At 47.9% G+C, this 19,020-nt stretch carries 15 protein-coding genes; 10 read left to right on the forward strand and 5 right to left on the reverse strand.

From position 1 onward, the window contains the following. Positions 1-30: 30 nt before the first annotated feature. Positions 31-2,277, reverse strand: coding sequence for a methyl-accepting chemotaxis protein (locus tag MUN34_RS01435; protein WP_247856705.1), 2,247 nt, complete (start codon positions 2,275-2,277; stop codon positions 31-33). A 176-nt stretch (positions 2,278-2,453) separates the two neighbouring features. On the opposite strand from MUN34_RS01435, the gene MUN34_RS01440 reads away from it, so the two are divergent. Beyond that, complete coding sequence (locus tag MUN34_RS01440) at positions 2,454-2,876, forward strand: CBS domain-containing protein (RefSeq protein ID WP_012371366.1); 423 nt, start codon at positions 2,454-2,456, stop codon at positions 2,874-2,876. A 128-nt stretch (positions 2,877-3,004) separates the two neighbouring features. Then, entirely contained in the window at positions 3,005-5,806 is a 2,802-nt protein-coding gene (locus MUN34_RS01445) for a putative bifunctional diguanylate cyclase/phosphodiesterase (protein ID WP_247856706.1), read from the forward strand. 189 nt (positions 5,807-5,995) lie between these two features. On the opposite strand, the gene MUN34_RS01450 is transcribed toward MUN34_RS01445, so the two are convergent. After that, positions 5,996-7,702, reverse strand: coding sequence for a M3 family oligoendopeptidase (locus tag MUN34_RS01450; protein ID WP_026827495.1), 1,707 nt, complete (start codon positions 7,700-7,702; stop codon positions 5,996-5,998). A 174-nt stretch (positions 7,703-7,876) separates the two neighbouring features. Between MUN34_RS01450 and MUN34_RS01455 the strand changes: the two genes are divergently transcribed. The 8 genes from MUN34_RS01455 (at position 7,877) to MUN34_RS01490 (ending at position 16,277) form a co-directional block, all read left to right on the forward strand. Continuing rightward, positions 7,877-8,380 (forward strand): PTS sugar transporter subunit IIA, encoded by a 504-nt coding sequence (locus MUN34_RS01455; RefSeq protein WP_026827496.1) that lies wholly within the window; start codon positions 7,877-7,879, stop codon positions 8,378-8,380. Between the two features lie 159 nt (positions 8,381-8,539). Continuing rightward, positions 8,540-9,304, forward strand: coding sequence for an ABC transporter ATP-binding protein (locus MUN34_RS01460; RefSeq protein ID WP_282104270.1), 765 nt, complete (start codon positions 8,540-8,542; stop codon positions 9,302-9,304). Further along, entirely contained in the window at positions 9,291-11,207 is a 1,917-nt protein-coding gene (locus tag MUN34_RS01465; RefSeq protein WP_247856708.1) for an FtsX-like permease family protein, read from the forward strand. Before MUN34_RS01460 ends, MUN34_RS01465 begins: the two co-directional genes overlap by 14 nt. A gap of 82 nt (positions 11,208-11,289) precedes the next feature. Further along, positions 11,290-11,976, forward strand: coding sequence for a response regulator transcription factor (locus MUN34_RS01470; protein WP_026827499.1), 687 nt, complete (start codon positions 11,290-11,292; stop codon positions 11,974-11,976). Then, positions 11,973-12,965: a sensor histidine kinase gene (locus MUN34_RS01475; protein ID WP_026827500.1), complete on the forward strand. Its 993-nt coding sequence runs from the start codon at positions 11,973-11,975 to the stop codon at positions 12,963-12,965. Before MUN34_RS01470 ends, MUN34_RS01475 begins: the two co-directional genes overlap by 4 nt. Then, a complete protein-coding gene (locus MUN34_RS01480; RefSeq protein WP_026827501.1) occupies positions 12,958-13,722 on the forward strand; it encodes an ABC transporter ATP-binding protein in 765 nt (254 codons plus the stop codon). The genes MUN34_RS01475 and MUN34_RS01480 overlap by 8 nt, the downstream gene beginning before the upstream one ends. Next, positions 13,688-15,622: an ABC transporter permease gene (locus MUN34_RS01485; RefSeq protein ID WP_247856709.1), complete on the forward strand. Its 1,935-nt coding sequence runs from the start codon at positions 13,688-13,690 to the stop codon at positions 15,620-15,622. Before MUN34_RS01480 ends, MUN34_RS01485 begins: the two co-directional genes overlap by 35 nt. Positions 15,623-15,647: 25 nt before the next feature. Beyond that, the gene (locus MUN34_RS01490) at positions 15,648-16,277 is read left to right on the forward strand and encodes a helix-turn-helix domain-containing protein (protein WP_026827503.1); all 630 of its coding nucleotides are present in this window, start codon (positions 15,648-15,650) and stop codon (positions 16,275-16,277) included. A 104-nt stretch (positions 16,278-16,381) separates the two neighbouring features. Here MUN34_RS01490 and MUN34_RS01495 read toward each other — a convergent pair whose 3' ends face one another. The 3 genes from MUN34_RS01495 to MUN34_RS01505 form a co-directional block, all read right to left on the reverse strand. Next, on the reverse strand, positions 16,382-16,813 hold the full coding sequence (locus MUN34_RS01495) for a hypothetical protein (protein ID WP_026827504.1): 432 nt from the start codon (positions 16,811-16,813) through the stop codon (positions 16,382-16,384). A 66-nt stretch (positions 16,814-16,879) separates the two neighbouring features. Beyond that, positions 16,880-18,082 (reverse strand): ABC transporter permease, encoded by a 1,203-nt coding sequence (locus tag MUN34_RS01500; RefSeq protein WP_026827505.1) that lies wholly within the window; start codon positions 18,080-18,082, stop codon positions 16,880-16,882. Further along, positions 18,072-18,965, reverse strand: a complete 894-nt coding sequence (locus MUN34_RS01505) for an ABC transporter ATP-binding protein (RefSeq protein WP_026827506.1) — start codon at positions 18,963-18,965, stop codon at positions 18,072-18,074. The genes MUN34_RS01500 and MUN34_RS01505 overlap by 11 nt, the downstream gene beginning before the upstream one ends. Positions 18,966-19,020: the final 55 nt, after the last annotated feature.

The raw sequence follows: 19,020 nt of genomic DNA on the forward strand, positions 1-19,020 counted from the left end.
TGATGTCTTTTCGGTCGTAAGGGAAATCGATTAACGGTGAGCGTCGTCATACGAGTCTGAGTCGACTGGATCAGCCGATTCGCTATCAGTTGACACGGGCTCATTTTCAGACAGCTCATCAAGCGAGGCTGCAGCCACTTCGTCGTAAGACCTGTCAGGAACGATGGATTCCGGTCCTTCGGCAGGCGAGAGAAGCTCGTCCTCGACGGTCGTTTCATCGACTTGGAAATCGACCGTTAAGGCATGAAGTTCCGTTGCAATTTGAGCGAGATGAGCAGCGGCCGTCGTGACCGCTTCGATTGTTGCATTGGTTTCCTGGATGCTTGCGGCACTCGTCTCGATTCCCGCAGCATTCTCTTCCGTCAGGGCAAGGATGGTTCCCATCGCATCAGAGACTTCTTCGGTGGCAGTGGTCAGCGCGCTGATGTCACCCGTCAAGGACTCTGTTCGTTTCGAAACGTGCTGGACGGAACCGGCAATCTGCTCGAAATCGACACCGGTCGTCTTGACGGATTCCAGTGATTGTTTTAAGTCATCCATGACGCCGTTCATCGCACCCATCGCCGTCTGTGTTTCATGTTGGATGTTATCGAGTAACTGTTTAATTTGTTTGGCGGACTGATCACTTTCCTCAGCAAGTTTACGTACTTCGCTCGCAACGACGGCAAACCCGCGTCCTTGTTCCCCGACACGTGCCGCTTCGATGGCAGCATTTAAGGCCAACAGATTAGTTTGACTCGAAATGGCCTGTAACGTTCCGAGTATCTTGCCGATCTCTTCAGACCGATTGCTGAGGAAATCGGACGTATTCTGGATTTCCTTCTCCAGCGAGTCGGAATGCTGTAATAAATCCGTGATGGTTTGTTTCGTTAAGCTGCTGCCGCGTGTCGCTGCTTCTGCGACAGAAGCGACCTCGGACAGCGTTTGGGCAGCGGTAGCCTGCATCGCAACAGACCGTTCTTTAACGCTATATACCGCATGGGAGGAGCGTTCTGCTTGTTTCGTTTGTGTCTCGCCGGCGGCAGCGATTTCTTCCATCGTCTGTCCGATTTGAACCGATGCATTTTGAACGTGGGTCGCATTTGATGACAAGTCTTGTGAAGCATCACGGACGGTTCCGGCTGACTGTGTCATCGCGGTAATCGTTTGACGAAGTTTTTGGCGCATGGCGTCAAAGTTGTCGCCGAGATCCGACAGCTCGTCGCGCATCCATCGTTTTGGACGGGTCGTTGCCCGTAAATCACCGTTTGCGATGGCTAACGCTTCACTGCGAAGACCGGCTAACGGACGATTGATGGAACGGCCGATGAGCCAGGCGATCAAAGTCGCCAAGGCGATCGCAATGACGAAGTTGATCAACGATTGTGTCAGCATTGCATCCTTAGGCGCATACAACGAGGCATAATCGAGAACGACAGCTAGTTTGAAGCCGGTCTTCGAGGACAGTTGCCAGATGACGACTGATTTTTTTCCGCCGACCTCCATGATCGTCGAACCGGATTCCTGGCTGATCATTTGTTTAGGTGCTTCAAAGTACGCTTTTCCATCTTCACGTAACTGGTCGACTTTCTTAAAGAAATAATTTTTATTTGGATGTGTGACGATCTGACCGTCTTTTGTATAGCTGAAGACGAATCCTTTTTGACCGATTTCAATCCGTTTCATGTCTTCCGATAACCGGTCGACACTTTTATAGACGGATAATACCCCTTTGATATTCGCTTGATCATCGAGCGCTGCTTTTGAAAAACCGATGACGGAGAGCTTGGTCGCTTGATCATAGTACGGTTCGCTCATCGCGACCGTACTCGAATTTTCCAACGCCTGTTTGTACCAGACGTCCTGGCGGGGATCATACCCCGACGCGGCTTCCTGTTTCGGCCAGTTTAAATAACCGCCCTTGATATCCGCATACTGGACAAAGGAATTTTCGATTTTGGATGAACCGTATTTTTCAAGGACGCTGTAGATATCTTTCGCTTTTTGGGAGGGCAGTTCCGTCCCCGGTTCCGGCGTGTTGCGTATGTAATTCGGTAGTTGTCCGTTTGTCCGGTTGAACGGAAGACCTGCTAACAGCGTTGTATCTTTTTTCGTGTCATCGATGATGCGGGAAAATGATTGCTCAAGTTGTTTTAAGGCAGTTTGGGAGGTCGAATCGACCAGTCGTTCGACGGTCTGACTCGTCTGATCGTAGGAAAACCAGGTCGAGACTCCTAACGTGAGGGCCGGTAATAAAATCAACCCGACGAAAAGACGGCGTGTTATCGGAAGGCGCATATGTAATTCTCCTATCTTTTGAAATAGTCTTTAAAATCTGTCTATTCTGATTATCGGAAGGGTAGTACTAAATATGAAGGAATTGTGGGGAGATTTTCATGATTTGGGAACTGAACGTAACCGGAGTTCATGATAAAATAGAAGGGGTGTCTCAGAGTGGCTAGGGAGGAACAGAAATGAATATTGCTTTTTTCTTATTACCAAAAGACGAAGTTAAATACTTAGATCCGGAATCAACGGTCAGACAAGCACTTGAAAAGATGAAACATCATCGGTTCACGTCGGTCCCACTCGTTGATGACAAGGGAAAATATGCAGGAACCCTGACGGAAGGTGACGTCCTGTGGGCGCTTGAAAAAAATCTTGAACATGCGGATTATGATCATGTGCTGCAAACCCGGTTAACGGACATCAAACAGCGTGTCCGGTACAAGCCGGTCTCGATCACGGCACAGATGGAAGAGATGATTGAAGTCATCACCGATCAAAATTTCGTACCGGTCATCGATGATGGAAAACACTTCATCGGAATCATTCGCCGACGCGATATCATTGACTATTTTGCTAAAAAAGTGGCTCGGGAAAACGTTCAATACTGAAATCTAGTAAAAAAAGCACTAATTTTCACGGAAAGTGAAAAGAAGTGCTTTTTATTGACCCTTTTTCACTTCACGAACCGGTTGCATTGGACGATATAGAAACATAATGACAAGTTAGGGAGGACGATGTGTTGCGACGTTTATCACCAGTCTCCATCGTAGAAGCATTCCGAAAACGCTCCTACTACAAAACGTTCTCATGGATGATTTCAGTTATTGGTCTGTTAGCGTTATTAATCGCGGCGCAACAACTAGTTAAAAATCTTGAAGACGGGTATCAGTTCAAACGATCAAGCGGTATGATGGATATTTTTGAACGACTCAATCAAGTCGAACGGGATTTGACGAGTGAGTATTACCTCACCTTAAGTGAAACGACGGAAGATGCCGTTCCGGCACGGACCGATACGTGGCAACAAACAAAAACTGAACTGAAAGCGCTGGAACGACAGCTGAAAAAAATACAGATGGAAGGACCTGCCGAAAAAGATCTTTTATCTGAAATCAGCCGTTTGCAAGCTGGAGGATATGAGTCAGATCATCAATTTTTCTGGGCAGCGACTGCGTATAAAAGTGAAGTGTTGTTCAACCAACTGTATTTAAGTGGAGAGACGGGGACCTATTATTCCTTCTTCTCGAATCTCTTTTTAATGCAGGAAGAATTTGGACGGGCAGGGCAGTTCTTAGTGAGTGCGAATCAAGACGGGCAAGTGGATTCGATTGATTTACTGCGACTTCGTCAGGTACGTCAAGAGTTGAATTTGCGGAACAACGCGTTAATCCAGTCCCTTTATGCGACGATGCGACCGGAAGATGAAAATCGTCGCCGTGATATTTCCGTCATGAGCAACCAGATGTACGCCTACTTACGGATGATGGATGCGACAATCAATCAACCGGAACTCCGGCAATATGGAACGATAGATGAAGTGGCGGGTCGGTATCAGGCAAGTATGTATCGCTCATTTGACCAAGGGATTACTAATGTTCAGAGCGAAATGACCGAACACGGGACAACACTCATCCGAAATGCCTGGTTGATGTTTGTTGCAACTTGTTGTGTCATCCTGTTGCTGCTTTGGTTAACGTTATCCTTATTGCGGGCATTCCAAAAGGACTTACATATTTTACAGGCAGAAGCAGACTTTTTTGCGGAAGGTCCGAAGCAGTCGCATCATCAGGTGCCGGAATCAAATGACTTTCATCCTGTAGTCGCAGCTTTCCGGACAATGACGACAATCATTTCTGGATTGTTGGATTATAACGATAAAAAAACGAAGGAAATCAAACAAAAGAAGGCAGAAATTGAGTCCTTATTTTCTCAAAATACGAATCCAATCGTCGCTCTGTCGTCTGATTTTCAATTGCTTAGTAGTAACGACCGTTTCAAACACCTGGCCCAATCGTCTGAATTGATGACGATTGAAGAACTGATTCATCCGGCAGATTTAAATCGGTTTCGACGGGCACTCAATCGGGCGATTGAAGGATACAGTCAGACAATCCGTTGCCAAATGATTTTCAAACAAGACATCCGCAATATGTTCGTCAACATCATTCATGTCCCCTCGAAAAATGACACCGGGACGGCACTTTATTTGACCTGTCATGACGAGACGGATCAATTCAAACGAGAAGAGCGGATTACGCAACTGGCATTGTATGATGTGCTGACATCCTTGTTGAACCGGAACGGGTTTGAACAAAAGATGGAAGAAGCAATCGCTGCGCCACAGCCGGGAGAGCTGGTCACGATTGGTGTACGCCAGTTCAGACGTATCAATGATATCTACGGGCACAGTGCCGGAGATCAAATCTTAAAGGAACTGGCGAATCGTTTACGGCGTCATTTCATCGGTACAGGTTCGGCAGCCCGGATCGGCGGCGATGAGTTTGCCGTCTTGATCTTCCAACAGGAGATCGTTGATTACCGGGACCTTAAAACAATCTTGGAACGTCCTTATCAAATTGATGGTGAAAAAATCGATGTCAGCATCAGCATGAGTATGGTCCGTTATCCGGATGACGCGGTCGCGGTGACATCGCTGCTGTCTTCGGTCGACATCGCGATGCAACATGCTAAACGGGAACAAACAGGTGGACCGATTTGGTTTGAATCGTGGATGAGTGAAGAATACCGGGAGTCAGTTGTCCTGGAAGCGGAGTTACGGGAAGCGATTGCCCGAAATGAACTGCAACTGTTTTATCAGCCTCAAGTCAATCTGAAGACAAAAACGGTCGACGGATGCGAAGCCTTGCTACGCTGGTTCCATCCAGAGCGCGGCATGATTAGTCCAGCCGTTTTCATCCCGATTGCCGAACGATCGATGTTGATTGAAGAAATCGGGATGTGGGTTGTTCAGGAAACTGTCAATCAGGTCAGACGATGGGAAGGGACGCCGCTTGAGTCACTTCGTGTGTCTGCCAATCTATCCGTCAAAGAGCTGGTTTCCGGACGGATCGTCGAGCTGTTGACCGATGTCAGGGATCTTTATCCCGGGATTGAGCAACGTATGGAGCTTGAAATTACAGAATCCTTTGGTGTCTTTTCCGATACGCGTGTATTCGATGCATTGCAGACGCTGCATCAGCTTGGCTACCGACTGGCGATTGACGACTTTGGTACCGGCTATTCCTCCTTGTCGTATTTAAGCCGTCTTCCGATTCAACGTCTGAAGATTGACCGCTCGTTTATCAGTGGAACGGATGCCTGTTCGAACGCGCCGTTAATCGAGACAATCATCCGACTCGCCCATACGTTAAAGTATGATGTCGTGGCGGAAGGAATCGAACAAGCAGAGCAGGGAGAGAATTTACGAAAACTGGACTGTGAATATGGTCAAGGTTTCTATTATTCCCGTCCGATTCCAGCCGATGAATTTGAGACCTGGTATAACGGGTATCAAGAGGGTGTCAAACTGTCTGGATGATGTCCGGCTAAATTATGCAAGGTGACCGCTTCTTCTTTAATTTGAGGAAGCGGTCTTTTTTCGTTTGAACGGGACCGTCTTTCGGTTATTGCAGGGAAATCACAGATTGCAACAAAAAAGGAACCGAGGGATACCCCTAATAAGGGATCCTTCGGTTCGTTTTTTTTGATGTTCTTTCTTGCGAATCAATCAAATACGGTCGAGTGCGAGATCATCCGTTTCTGATAAATAAGCTTTGATGGGCTCGACGGCTGCACCGACCGTTCCAGGAGCGAATGGTGATTTCAGTCCGGCACGTTCGACGAGCGTCAGGAAGCTTTCCGATCCGCCGGCCTTACAGAGCTCGAGATATGATTTCCAAGCAGCTTCCCGGTCTTGCTCCATCCATGCATAGAACTGGAAGGCACAGACTTGCGCAAGCGTGTAATCGATATAATAGAACGGGCTGCCGAAGACATGCCCTTGCTGGTGCCACCAAGCCCCTGAATCGAGATAATCATTTTCTTCATAGTTCCGGTGGGGCAGATATTTCTTCTCAATATCACGCCATGCCGTCCGGCGTTCTGCTGGTGTCAGTTCCGGTTGATTGTAGATGACATGTTGGAACTCATCGATGGCGACTCCGTAAGGTAAGAACGTGACGCCACCGGCAAGGTGACTGAACTTATACTTAGCCGTCTGATCTCCGAAGAACTCTTCCATCCACGGATAGGCGAAGTATTCCATCGACATCGAATGGATTTCACACGCTTCGTACGTCGGGAATCCATATTCCGGGACCGTAAAGTGACGGCTTTCATAGACTTGGAACGCGTGTCCGACTTCGTGTGTCAGGACATCAATGTCACCGGCTGTTCCGTTAAAGTTCGAGAAGATGAACGGAAGTTTTTCGTCGGCAATGTACGTACAATAGCCGCCGCCGGCTTTCCCCGGCTTCGCCGTCAAGTCGAGTGCACCGCGTTCTAACATGTACTCGAAGAACTCATTTGTTTCCGGTGACATGTCGCGGTACATTTTCTTTCCGCCTTCGATGATGAACGCTTCTTCCCCTTGAGGCGTTGCATTTCCGGATTTGAAAGCAAATCCTTCATCGTAATAATAAAGGGAATCGACACCAATCCGGCGTTGCTGACGTTCTTTGAGGGATGTGGCGATTGGAACAATCGTCTCGAGAATTTGTTCCCGGTAGTTTTCGACCATCGATTGATCATAGTCGACACGAAGCATCCGGGCATAACCGAGTTCGACGAATGACGGGAAGCCGAGTGTCTTCGCGATATCAGTCCGGACATGAACCAACTTGTCGTAAATCGTATCAATCGCATCACCATGTTCTTTGAGGTAGCCGTAACGCGCTTCAGAAGCTGCTTTTCGGACAGTCCGATCGGCCGACTGTAGGTATGGGCCAAACTGGGACAAGTTCAATGTCTTGCCGTCAAATTCGATTTGCGCTGCCGACATCAACTTCGTATATTCACTTGCCAAACGATTTTCTTCCTGGAGTTTCGGAATGATGGCGTCAGAGAACGTCTTCAAACTTGCTTCCGCCAGTAAGAAAAGCTGTTTCCCCCATGTTGATTCGAGCGAAGAACGGAGGGGATGAGTCGTCAACGTTTGATAATAACTCGAGACGTATCCTTGATAAACCGGACCGGCTTCGTCAAAGAAACCTTGTTCCGTTTCGTAAAACCCATCACGTGTATCGATCGTGTGACGGATCTCCACCAATTGACTGGCTGTTTCAAATTGATTTCTAAGGGTATTAATCTCAGAGATGGCATTGTTTGCTGTATCTACATCTGTTGCTTCACGCAAACGAGCGATTGCAGCATGCATAGAAGTTTCAAGGACGTTCAGGTCAGGACGGACATATGTAAGTTCTGAAAATGTTAACATGTAAGCGCCTCCTTGTGATTTCTAACTATTATCACACAAAAATACTTGCAAAACCAGAGTTACAAACGTATGCTTTTTGTGAGAACGTGAGCGAGTTCGTATTTAACTGGCTCCTATAAAAAAATCGAATCTTCTTTAAGAAGAAAACGATCGAGAAAGTAGAGGGATAGTATCATGGGATTCTTTAAAAAATTGTTTGGTGGTAATGATGAAGGAAACACGAAAATTGCTTCTGCCCTTACAGGTAAAATCGTCAGCATCGAGAACGTACCCGATCAAGTCTTCTCACAAAAAATGATGGGCGACGGTATCGCGATCGAACCAACAGAAGGTAAAGTTGTTTCACCGATCAACGCAACGGTCGAAACGATTTTCCCGACAAAACACGCAATTGGTCTTAAAGGCGAAGACGGACTTGAGTTATTGATCCACGTTGGATTAGACACAGTTAACCTTAAAGGTGAAGGTTTCACAGCACATGTTCAGTCTGGCGATAAAGTCAAAGCCGGTGACGTTCTTGTTGAGTTCGACCTTGATTTCATCCGTGCCAATGCACCATCAACAATCACACCAATCATCGTGACAAACCACGATCAATTTACACTTTCTGCAGTACCAGCTGAAGGAACATCAGTTGTCGCAGGCGAAACAGAACTCTTCAAAGCAACACATAAATAAGCTCGCAACGAATCAGTCCCCTTGTCCTAGACGAGGGGATTTTTTGTCGTCTCATACCCGAGCTTACTGTTTTGTAAGATGAATGAAAGTCTAGCCGATTCTTTGAAAGACATATTGCTCCGTATACTAAAAGCAACATGAAGAATACGGGAGGAATACATGATGAAAGCCATCTTACACGCAGAACAGATTACGAAAGTCTATCATACGAAAAATGCCCGCCACGAGGCCCTCCGGCCAACGACACTGACGATTCACGATGCAGAATTCGTCAGCATCATGGGGCCGTCAGGAGCCGGGAAATCAACTTTGTTAAATCTGTTGTCAACGATTGATCAACCGACGGACGGTACGATTCAGATTAACGGGGAAGAGGTCACCGCAATGAAGGAAAAACAGTTGGCCCGTTTTCGGCGGGAACAGCTCGGTTTTATCTTTCAGGATTTCAACCTGCTCGATACGATGACCATCGAAGAAAATATTGCCTTGCCGCTGGCGTTACAACAGGTCCCGAAGGCCGATATCTTGGTGCGTGTCGCATTTGTCGCCCGAGAACTTGGAATCGAGGAGTTACTCGCAAAACGACCGTCTGAACTGTCGGGTGGTCAAAAACAACGGACGGCCGCCGCACGCGCCATCGTTCATCAGCCGTCACTGATTTTAGCGGATGAGCCGACCGGAGCCCTCGATTCAAAATCAGCAACGGGTCTGCTTGAAGCGATGGCCGGTCTGAACGAACAGGGGGCGACGATTTTGATGGTGACGCATGATCCGATGACTGCGTCGTATGCGGAGCGGGTCCTGTTCGTCAAAGACGGCGAATTGTTCCGGGAAATTCATCAGTTCGGGACACGTAAAGAATTTTTCGAGCAGATCATGGAAGTCCAACGTGAACTCGGAGGTGTGGTTCGTGAACTTGTTTAAGTTAGCTTTCCGGAATTTAAAGAACATCCGTCAGAACGTGATGTATCTCGGTGCGGTCACGTTTGCGATTTTAATTTACTATACGTTTTTAGCAATCCGCTCCAATGAAGCGATGTTGCAGGCTAATGAATTATACGGGAAACTCGGGACGGTCTTTACAGGGTCAAGTGTGATTCTGGCACTCTTTTCCGCCATTTTCATCTGGTATTCGAGTGATTTTTTCTTACGACGCCGGAAACAGGAAATCGGGCTGTATGCGTTACTTGGTCTCGAACGCCAGCAAATTGCGAAGTTGCTGTTTCTTGAGACGATGGGGTATGGATTGATTGGTCTGTTGATTGGAGTTTTGCTTGGTACGATTGCTTCGAAGTACTTTGTCCAACTGTTGGCGTACGTGATGGGGATGACGATTGAAGCAGATTTTTCAATCAATGCCAGTGCAATCGGTCAGACGGTTGTTGTCTTCTTGACGATCTTCCTTGTGATTGCACTTCGTTCAGCCCGGACGATTTACCGGTTTACGTTGATTGAACTGTTTAAGGCGAAGCAACAGGTGGAGACAGTCCCGAAAGTACATCCGATTCTTGCCGTGTTATCAGTGATGTTGATCGGGGTCGGCTACTACTTGACGGGAAAACCGTTACTGGAACACTTCACGGTCGTTGCACCCATTTTGATGATCTGTATCATCGTCGGTACGTTCGGAACGATGAGCTACTTCACGATTTTTTTACTGCGTGTACTCAGTAAACGTCTTCGGCATTACCGTGGCACGAACTTGATTTTACACGGGCAATTGATGTCACGGATTAAATCCAATGCCGTCATGTTGTCGACAATCACCGTCATCACTGCCGTCACGCTGACGACCGTCGGGACAGCAACGTCGATCTATTATTATATTGACCGGACAGTCGAGGAACAAATGCCGTACAGTTTATCGATTGCGACACAGCAACAAGCCGCAGAAAAATTGATCCGGTCATCGAACCAAACGATTGAGTCGCGGACAATGGTCAACGTCAAGACGGTGACTCATTCGATGAAGGAGTTGCCAAACCCGTTGTCCTTTACAACGTCCTACCAGACATTCGGATTTGACGGGGAGCCGGGACAGTTCAGCTATATCAGTTATTCCGATTATCAGAAGTTGGCCAAAAACAATGGGAAAACCCTCTTACCGGAGCCGGGTACAGGCGAAGCGATTGTCCTTGAGACGTTCAAAGGAAATGACTTATTGAAGGAATCCGTTCAGTCACCCATCGGAGTGACGTTTAAAGACACGCATTCGTCCTTTCGGATTACCGGTGCGACGAATCTACCACTCACTCAACTGTATGCGAAAAAGCGGTTGGCCTTTGCTGTTTCGGATGATACCTTTGCCATGATGCCGGAAAAAGCAGCCATGTTGACGAACTATCAGTTCTCTGATGAGCGGTCGGATGACGGGCTGATCAACCGACTGGAACAGTTGTACGGTAAAAAAGCTGAGACGGAGATGGCAGCCTATTATCCTGTCTACGCCATGACGACCGCGACGACCGGGCTGCTTGCCTTTGCTGCCGGATTCCTTGGTCTCGTCTTTTTACTGGCGACCGGATCCATCATCTACTTTAAAATGCTTGCGGAAGCAGAAGAATCGAAACAACGGTTTGCTATCATCCGAAAGGTTGGTGTTGATCAGCAAGAGCAGACCGGTATCATCCGTCGCTCGGTCGGATTCATGTTTGTCTTGCCGTACTTGCTTGGTTTAGTCCACAGTCTGTTTGCGATGCAGGTTCTGCAAAAATTATTAAACTATGATTTGCGGTTACCGATGTCGCTTGCAATCGGTTGTTATACCGTCGTTTATCTCTTATATTATCTCGTCACGGTGCGTGCTTATCGACGCATCGTCATCTAATTCAAATGGGCGGGAAACGAATAATCGTTTCCAGTCCATTTTTTGTTCGGTATCATGGAGAAAGAAGGGGTTGAATCTGCAGATGGAAACAATTTTATTAGTCGAAGACGATCAACAGATTGCGCTGTTATTAAAAGAACTGTTGGAACGGTACGATTTTAATGTCATTCACGAAGATGGATTAGGAGATGTCGTCGCTCGATTCGAAGAAACACAACCGGATGTCATCCTGCTGGATGTCAACCTGCCGAAGTTTGACGGGTTTTATTGGTGCCGGCAGCTCCGGATGAAGACGCGGGCGCCGATTCTGTTCATCTCGGCTCGTGTCGGAGAGATGGATCAAGTCATGGCACTCGAATATGGAGCAGATGACTATATCGTCAAACCATTCCAGGGAGCCGTCGTCATTGCGAAAATCAAAAGTCAGATACGACGTGCTTACGGGACACTGTCCCAGGAAAGTGACGAGCGGACGGTCAGCCGTGCCGGTCTTACGTTGTATTTGGATCGCTATATCGTCGAATATGAAGAACGGTCGATTGAGCTGTCCAAAAAAGAAGGATTGATTTTAGAGATGTTGTTGACGGTGAGTCCACGCATTGTCAGTCGGGGTGACTTGCTGGAACGGATTTGGGATGATGAAGCGTTCGTCGATGAAAATACGCTGAATGTCAACATTACCCGTGTACGGAAACGATTGGCGGAAATCGGAATCGGCGGACTGGAAACTGTCCGGGGAGTCGGCTACAAACTGGTCTTGGACAAATGAGACTTTTTTTCAGACATACGATTCCGGGTATTCTTTTCTTCAGCGGACAGATGGTAGCCCTGTTCCTCATCTTATGGTTATATGACCTCTATCGTCCAGCTGCCTTTTTTTACATCGCTCTCTTAAATGCAATCGCCTTGCTGATTTATTTAAGTTACCGCTTCTTTAGTATGTTGCCGTTGCTCAAACGCTTGCAGACGCCGATTCAATCGGTCGCCGAACCAATCCGGGCGGACAGCGACGAACCGCTTGCGGCAGCCGTCGAGCACTTTTTAGAACGGCAGCAGACTGTCTTTCGGAACAGTCTGTTTGCGGAGCGGCGGAAAGAAAAAGAACGACACCGGTATGTCGATCAATGGATCCATCAAATGAAGACGCCGCTTTCGGTCATCGAATTGATTCTCGAACATCCAGGGGAACAGTTTCAGGCGGACTTACGCCATGAAGTCGACCGGATGCGAATCGGACTGGATCAGATGCTGTATTCGTCGCGTCTCGAAGCGATTGAAACGGACTTGAAGGCGGAGCGTTTAAATCTTCGGACGTTAGTGACGAGCATCATCAATCAGGAAAAACGGCTATTCGTCAAAAACAAAGTCTATCCGAAGCTTGAGCTTTCAGCTGATCTTTACATCTATACCGATTCGAAATGGTTCCGTTTTTTAGTGTTGCAATTGATAACGAATGCCGTTAAATATACGACCGGTCATGGTCACGAAGTCTACATCCGGGCGGTCGAACAATCCGGAAAAATCGTGTTGACGATTGAAGACGACGGTGTCGGGATTCCGAAACGCGACGTTCCGCGTGTCTTCAATGCGTTTTTCACGGGCGAAAATGGACGACGCTACGGAGAATCGACCGGGATGGGACTGTACTTCGTCAGTCAGATTTGTCTAAAGCTCGGACATACGATTGAACTCGACAGCACGGAAGGTGTTGGAACGACCTGTCGTCTGACACTTGTAGGAGGGAAACAAGATGATTGAAGTCAAACAGTTAGGAAAAGTCTATCCCGGCAAAGTGACGGAACAACCGTTGACGGATATCAATTTCCGGGTCGAAGAAGGGGAAATGGTCGCCGTCATGGGACCATCCGGCAGTGGGAAATCAACCTTGATCAATCTGCTGGCGACGCTCGATCAACCAAGTTGGGGATCCATCTTGATTGAAGGTATTGATACGGCAACGTTCAAACGAAAAGAGACAACCCGCTTTCGGCGTGAGACGCTCGGGATCATCTTTCAGGAGTTCAATCTTCTGGATTCGTTGACGGTGGCTGAAAATATGCTCGTCCCCTTGATGCTCAGCGGGAAAAAAACGAAGGAAGCCCGGGAAGAGATGCAACATCTCGCGAAACGGTTGCAGATTGATGAGTTGCTCGATAAACAAGTCGATGAAGTGTCCGGCGGGCAACGGCAACGGACAGCGATCGGGCGCGCCCTGATTCACGCGCCGCGTCTGATGCTCGCGGACGAACCGACGGGGGCTCTTGATTTTCAGGCGACGAAACACGTCATGGAGTTGCTGGCAGAATTGAATGCAGCAGGGATGACGATGGTCATCGTCACCCATGATCCGACGGTCGCCTCGTATTGCAATCACGTCCTGTTCCTGAAAGACGGCAGCATTCAGACGGAATTGTTCCGGGATGAACCACGCCGGGTGTTCTTTCAGCGTGTCATCGAGTCGCTCTCGTTATTAGGAGGGGATGAACATCACTTATCTGCAATACGCCCTACGTAATATCAAGCGGTACCAGCGACTGTACTACGGATACGCATTGACGATCATCGTCGCGATGACGATTGCGACGAGTTACTGGAATCTCGTCGTCAGCGAATCGTTTCAGAATATCGCCAAAGTCTTAAGCCAGCTTAATCAGGTCATCGAACTGACGATGGTGTTTGTATTCATTGCCGAAGTCATCATCTTATTTTTTAGTGTCTTGTTTATTTATTCGACGACGTATACGATGCTCGAGCACCGGAAAAACGATTTACGGATCATGCGGACGCTCGGAAGCGGCTTTTCGCATTTCCTGAAATATTTTATGATTGAAATCCTGATTGTCGGCGGGATGGCCATTACGGGCGGTATCACGCTCGGTGTCGTTCTGACGAAACTGATGTTACTCTCGATTGAAAAAGTCATGTTCTTACCGCGGCTGACAATCGAGCTGTCCATTACCTCGTTTTTAGTCCTGATTGCAGGGGCGCTCCTGACCCTTTTAATTGCGACGGTCCTTGCGATTTATAAATTCCGACCGGACCGTCCTGTCCGGTCCCGTTCGCGCTTTCGGATCCGCTTTGGTCTTACGATGCAGGGAGTGGCAGTGCTTATTCTGTTTTACGGATATTTCATGGCATTGACACAACAAAATATTTTTTTGTTCTTCTTTCCTTTCATCATCTTCGTCGGCTCGTTCTTTTTCTGTCGTCATGTCATTCCGATGGTGCTCAAACTGTATCGTCCGCGACGATTGTCGTTACGAAAGTTAATCGTCTCGGAAATCGCGATTCAGTTAAAGACGAACAGTACGCTGGTCGCGCTCGGGACAATCTTGACCTCCTGTGCGTTGACGGCCGTCGGTCTCGTCTTTATCTTTCAGCTGATCGGATTTGATCTCTCGTCGAACAATCAATTCGGACTGGTCTATTACGAAGAAGCTGCCGTCCCGTCCGAGCGTCTGGAAAAACTGGAACGGACGATGATAAAAACGTTTCCGGACAAATACCGGCAGGATGTCCAGCTCAAAGGAGTCAAGACCCGGTACATGATTCCGTTATCGGATTATAACGAATTGATGAAGCATCTAGGTCACGAGCAACGGACGCTGTTGACGGACAAACAGACCTTCATGATTCCGGCCCGTCCGGTTCAAGTCAAGGAAGTGACACCGACGATGCAAAAAGCAAAAGCCGAGATGAAGCAAGCCGGCTACCAGCTTGAACCGATGGCGGAACATCGTCTGTTATTCGGATACAATGACCGGATTGAAACACTATTCGTCGTCAGTGACCGTGCTTTTGCCACGATGGATCGTCCAGTATTCCATATCCGGGTATTTGATACACCATCGTATGCCGATTACGGGACGGACCGCTGGACCCGTTGGATGTCGATTGTCCGGGAAATTCAGTCCAAAGCAGAGCTCGGCAAAAAAACTCCGGTTCCGTACCAGCTAATCAATGAGACGGAAGACAAACTGGACGGGATTCGCATCATCCGTCTGGTCTCGTTTGTCGTCATCCTGTTGACGATCTGGCTGTTTGTCATCAACGCAAGTTTCTTGCACGTCTGGATGCAGATGACGGCAGAACGTGAACAAAAACGCTTAAAGACGTTATTTGCACTCGGTTTCAGTAAACGGAGTATCCGTCGGTTTCTGTTCGTGAAATACGGTACCGTTTTGATGGTCCCGTACTTCATTTCGATCTTCCATGCCTGGTTGCTCTTTCAGGTCATCTTATCGGAAGAGGGACTGAAAATCGGTCCATTTCTTCCTTTGTCCTTTATTTGGATCGGAATCGTCACCTGCTGTTATTTCATCAGTATCTTGCCTTTATGGGTCCGCTATCCGCGGCATCTGCTGAAAAAATCGTGCGAAAGTTCGATGTATCCGATACCCGATTCAAGGGTATGATAATAGCATAGCGAGGAGGGATAACATGCTGGACCATTCACCTTACCGGGGATACGGTGACCGCATCCGAATCTTACGAGAACGTGCCGGAATTTCAATCGACCAGTTGGCGGGAAATCTTGGGGTTGCACCCTATTTTATTCGTCGTACGGAACTCAGCGAAGTCTATCCAACGAAAGCGTATATCGAATCTTTGGCGGAGGCCCTGCATATCGACTCCAGTTACTTGGCACGACACATCTGGACCGGGGAGTCCTTGAAGTTCGTCATGCAGGAAAGAACGCCGCTCGAAGAAATGCGATTGGCGTATGAACAGACGATGGGACAAGACGAAACGATGATTGAACAACAACTGGAAGAACGGATGCGCCTGTTCGATTTAATGTATGACGAAGACGTCAAACGGATTGAACAGACGATGAATGCGACGGAACAGCGGATTTTTCACGAATTAGTGGAAGCAGTCATGGAGGCGGGGGAATTGCAACGGGAAGAGGCGACCGAGACGTTCGAACTGTTTGCGGACAAACTCCCGACGATGCTTCAACTCGATGAATACCTCAACCGTCTGACGGAAGAAACCGAGACGACAGCAACCGATTGTTATACGAAGTTCAGTCAATCAGTTGACCGGGCACGTTATCACCGGAAGTAAACGATTCGAATGGAAAGATAAACAAACGAGGAAGGCGGATGTAATATCCGTCTTCCTCGTTTGTATGAACACTGACGTTCAAGTCAGTTCTGTTTTTAGATGGATTAACGCTGTGGCGCAGGACGTGGTGACCGGCGTCCTTTTTGTCGTGTCCGTCCAATCAAGAAACCGATGAGGGCATTGGCGATGACAAGCACCCAGCCGACATAACCGAAGTTTAAAGTCAGACTACCAAGCATGGCCTGCCATTTTAAAATCATCATGAAGTCTCCGCGAATCAGGAAACGAGCGACACAAACGAGTAACACCGTCGTTCCGCCGATAAAAACGCCGATCCAACTACCGTATAAACGAGAGGACTGGACGCGTACAGCGACGAAAGACCAATAAAATAAACTGACGATGAATGTCACTCCGCCGTAAGCGAGGACCAGCTTCCATGTCTCACTTGCTTGTGGAAATTTCGTGAACATGACAAGGGACGAGACGATGGCGGCAGCTGTGAATAAAATCGCTGCCCAAAAACGAGACCGCATAACGTAATTCCTCCTCAAGGCTTTTTCTCACCTAACGATAGCGGAAACGGTTCGTCTTGTAAACTACTACTGGCGTCCACCTAAAATACGACGCAGTTGCTTCAACGGATTTGATCCATAAAAGAGGACACCCCCGCGATAGAATCGTGTTCCGACAAACAGAGCGAGTGCGATACTGATCCCCATCAGGATGAGGGATAAAGCAACTTGCCAGACCGGGACTTCCGTCAGCATGACGCGCAAGAACATCAACATCGGGGTAAAGAACGGCACGAATGACAGGATGACGACTGCCTGGTTCGTGGGAGCATTCAAACTGAAAATCGATACCGTGAAAGCGGCGACAATCAACATGATGACCGGCAAGGTGACCTGTTGGGCATCTTCAACCCGACTGACGAGCGAACCGAGTGCAGCGAGGAGCGTCGCATACAGCAGATAACCGAGTAAGAAAAAGACGAACAGATAAACAATCGTCTTGACGCTCAGCGAATCAAGCGACAGCTGATCAAACAGACTGCTGCTTTGGGCACTGTAATAGCCGACTCCGACGAGTAACGACAATTGAATCAGGCTGACGGTGGCAATCGATGTGATTTTCGCCAACATATGCTGAATCGGACTGGCAGCAGAAATCAACAATTCCATGACACGTGATGATTTTTCATTGGCGATTTCCGTCACGATCATGCCGCCGTAGATGGCAATCGTAAAGTACATCAGGAACAGCAACACATAGACGAGAGCAGACGCAGCGAACAATTCGTCCTCGCTTTTACCGCCGGTCGATGTCAATTCCTGTTTAACGTCGATCGGAGCGGCAAGCGAAGCAAGTAATGCCGGATCGACATCGGCTTTAGTGATGATCGTCTGGTCGCGGACTTGTTTTAAAGCAGTAGACAATTGTGTCTGCAACTCCTGTTCCGGACTAGCACTGATTAACGTCACCCGGTACGGATCATCAGACAATAAGGCGACTGCGTCATACGTTCCTTTGTCAACGACTTGTCGTGCCTGTTTCAGGGAATAGTCTTTTTCGGTGATCTTTGTTTTGATGCCGACCTCTTTTAAGACAGGAATGATCGGAGCCTCGAGGGAGCTGACGACTGCGATTTTCGGATCGTCTCCTGAGAACCAGTCGATGATCCGCTCGATGTTGCTGAATCCGACGAGGAACACAATCATCAGGACGGTCGAGATGAGAAAACTTTTCGCCCGTAATTTTTGAAACAGACTAAAACGATACAATGTCAGGAATTTACGGTTCATAACGTTTTCCAACCTCCTCGATGAAGATGTCTTGCAGGGATAATTGATCCCAAACGAATCGCTCGACATGGAATCCTTTTGTGATCAAATGACGGAGCAGGGAGTCGGCAGCTTCTTTTGATTCGACTTGTAAACTGTGACCGGTTCCGTCCGATTCGACTTGAAGGATGCCCGGCAACGCATCCCAAAGCAGGGCAGGCGCATCCGTCGTCAACAAAACACGTGTCTTGCCGTATCCTGCCTTGATCTCCGGAAGATAACCGGCGACGACCGGTTTCCCGTGATCGAGAATGGCGACGTGTTCGCACAGTTCTTCGACATGATCCATCCGGTGGCTTGAGAAAACGATGGTCGTGCCTTCTGCCGTCAGTTTCCGAACCGCTTTTTTCAGTTGTTCGACATTGACGGGATCGAGTCCGCTGAATGGTTCATCCAAAATCAGCAAGTCAGGTTTATGTAGGACGGCAGAAATCAACTGGATCTTCTGTTGATTTCCTTTTGATAATTGTTCGACGCGCATCTTTTCATACTGTGGGATTTGGAAGTAGTTGAGCCATTCGAGTAAAGAGTGTTTGGCATCTTTTCGTTTCATATCACGTAGTTCGGCTAAAAAAATCAATTGTTCATCGACACGGATTTTCGGGTACAATCCGCGTTCTTCGGGAAGATAACCGATTTTAGATAAAGGAATCGGTTGTCCTTTCCAGGTGATGGATCCTTCCGTCGGTTGTAATAAACCGAGTAACATCCGGAACGTCGTTGTTTTTCCGGCACCGTTTGCTCCGAGTAATCCGAAAATCTGTCCTTCCGGTACTTCGAATGATAAATCATCGACGGCTGTGAACGCACCAAATCGTTTGGTGATGGCTTTAATTTCAAGCATGGAATCAGTCCTCCTTCATTCAAATGAAATACATAATCAAGTTCAAGTGTCTATT

Source organism: Exiguobacterium sp. 17-1 (assembly GCF_023096305.1).
Classification (GTDB): domain Bacteria; phylum Bacillota; class Bacilli; order Exiguobacteriales; family Exiguobacteriaceae; genus Exiguobacterium_A; species Exiguobacterium_A sibiricum_A.

Excerpts from the sequence above, each read along its gene's own strand:
- MUN34_RS01450 (WP_026827495.1), bottom strand. The coding sequence starts at position 7,702 with ATGTTAACATTTTCAGAACTTACATATGTCCGTCCTGACCTGAACGTC.
- MUN34_RS01495 (WP_026827504.1), bottom strand. The coding sequence starts at position 16,813 with ATGCGGTCTCGTTTTTGGGCAGCGATTTTATTCACAGCTGCCGCCATC.
- MUN34_RS01435 (WP_247856705.1), bottom strand. The coding sequence starts at position 2,277 with ATGCGCCTTCCGATAACACGCCGTCTTTTCGTCGGGTTGATTTTATTA.
- MUN34_RS01500 (WP_026827505.1), bottom strand. The coding sequence starts at position 18,082 with ATGAACCGTAAATTCCTGACATTGTATCGTTTTAGTCTGTTTCAAAAA.
- MUN34_RS01485 (WP_247856709.1), top strand. The coding sequence starts at position 13,688 with ATGAACATCACTTATCTGCAATACGCCCTACGTAATATCAAGCGGTAC.
- MUN34_RS01480 (WP_026827501.1), top strand. The coding sequence starts at position 12,958 with ATGATTGAAGTCAAACAGTTAGGAAAAGTCTATCCCGGCAAAGTGACG.
- MUN34_RS01505 (WP_026827506.1), bottom strand. The coding sequence starts at position 18,965 with ATGCTTGAAATTAAAGCCATCACCAAACGATTTGGTGCGTTCACAGCC.
- MUN34_RS01490 (WP_026827503.1), top strand. The coding sequence starts at position 15,648 with ATGCTGGACCATTCACCTTACCGGGGATACGGTGACCGCATCCGAATC.
- MUN34_RS01440 (WP_012371366.1), top strand. The coding sequence starts at position 2,454 with ATGAATATTGCTTTTTTCTTATTACCAAAAGACGAAGTTAAATACTTA.
- MUN34_RS01470 (WP_026827499.1), top strand. The coding sequence starts at position 11,290 with ATGGAAACAATTTTATTAGTCGAAGACGATCAACAGATTGCGCTGTTA.
- MUN34_RS01460 (WP_282104270.1), top strand. The coding sequence starts at position 8,540 with ATGATGAAAGCCATCTTACACGCAGAACAGATTACGAAAGTCTATCAT.
- MUN34_RS01455 (WP_026827496.1), top strand. The coding sequence starts at position 7,877 with ATGGGATTCTTTAAAAAATTGTTTGGTGGTAATGATGAAGGAAACACG.
- MUN34_RS01475 (WP_026827500.1), top strand. The coding sequence starts at position 11,973 with ATGAGACTTTTTTTCAGACATACGATTCCGGGTATTCTTTTCTTCAGC.